A 1,112-nucleotide genomic window follows, 5' to 3' on the forward strand; every position below is an offset into this window, starting at 1 on the left:
TCAGCTCGTCCTTGGCCTCCAGGAGCATCTCCTTCACCTTGGGGAACTGCTTGCCGAAGGCGTCGGCGACGGTGTCGAGCTGGGCGCGGACCGAGACGGCGTCGGGCTGGGCGAAGATCGTGCGGATGGTCGCGGCGGCCATCTCGGCGTGCTGCTTCGGAATGACCGAGAAGACATTGCGGACGAAATGAACGCGGCAGCGCTGGTGTGCGGCTCCGATCATGACCTTGCCGATGGCGGCGATCAGGCCGAGGTGCTGGTCGGAGATGACGAGGCGGACCCCGTTCAGACCGCGTTTGCGCAGGTCACGCAGGAAGGTGGTCCAGAAGGTCTCGTTCTCGCTGTCGCCGACCATGAGGCCGAGGACTTCGCGGCCGCCGTCCTCGGTGACGCCGGTGGCGATGACGACGGCGCGGGAGGCGATCTGGTGGTCGACGCGGGCCTTGAGGTAGGTGGCGTCGAGGTAGACGTAGGGGAAGCGGGTGTGGTCCAGGGGTCGGTTGCGGAAGGCGGTGAGGCTTTCGTCGAGGTCGCCGCAGATCCGGGAGACCTCGCTCTTGGAGATGCCGGTGTCCGAGCCGAGGGCTTTGACCAGGTCGTCGACACTGCGGGTGGACACGCCATGGACGTATGCCTCGATGATGACGGCGTAGAGGGCCTGGTCGACGCGGCGCCGGCGTTCGAGCAGGCTGGGGAAGAAGGTGCCGGCGCGGAGTTTGGGGATCGCGAGTTCCAGGTCGCCGGCCTGGGTGGTCAGGGTCCGTTCGCGGTGGCCGTTGCGGTAGGCGGTGCGGGTCTCGGTGTGCTCGCCCCATGCGGCACCGATGTGCTGTGTCGCCTCGGCTTCTATCAGTTCTTGCAGGACTCGTTCGGCCGCGGCCCGGACGATCTCCAGCCCGTCCGCCGAACGTAGTGACTCCAGAAGGCGGAGCAGGTCATCATGGGCCAGGGCCATCGTGCACCTCCCGGTCGGATTCACCGTTCACCGCGGAGAGTTGCACGGTGGCCCGTCCTTGTTCAGGGCGCACGAGCGGTCCACCAGGGGCAACGCGGTGGCGAGCCAGGGGCGCACATCAGCCAAGACCGGCTACACCACTTCAAGGGACGCCATC

At 67.3% G+C, this 1,112-nt stretch carries 1 protein-coding gene; it reads right to left on the reverse strand.

Going from position 1 to position 1,112, the window contains the following annotated elements; translation table 11 throughout:
• On the reverse strand, window positions 1-955 hold a 955-nt coding region (locus MTQ10_RS30660), incomplete at its 3' end, for an IS256 family transposase (protein WP_247474051.1).
• Window positions 956-1,112: the final 157 nt, after the last annotated feature.

It is taken from the genome of Streptomyces sp. XM83C, from assembly GCF_023072675.1.
GTDB classification, from domain to species: Bacteria; Actinomycetota; Actinomycetes; order Streptomycetales; family Streptomycetaceae; genus Streptomyces; species Streptomyces thermocoprophilus.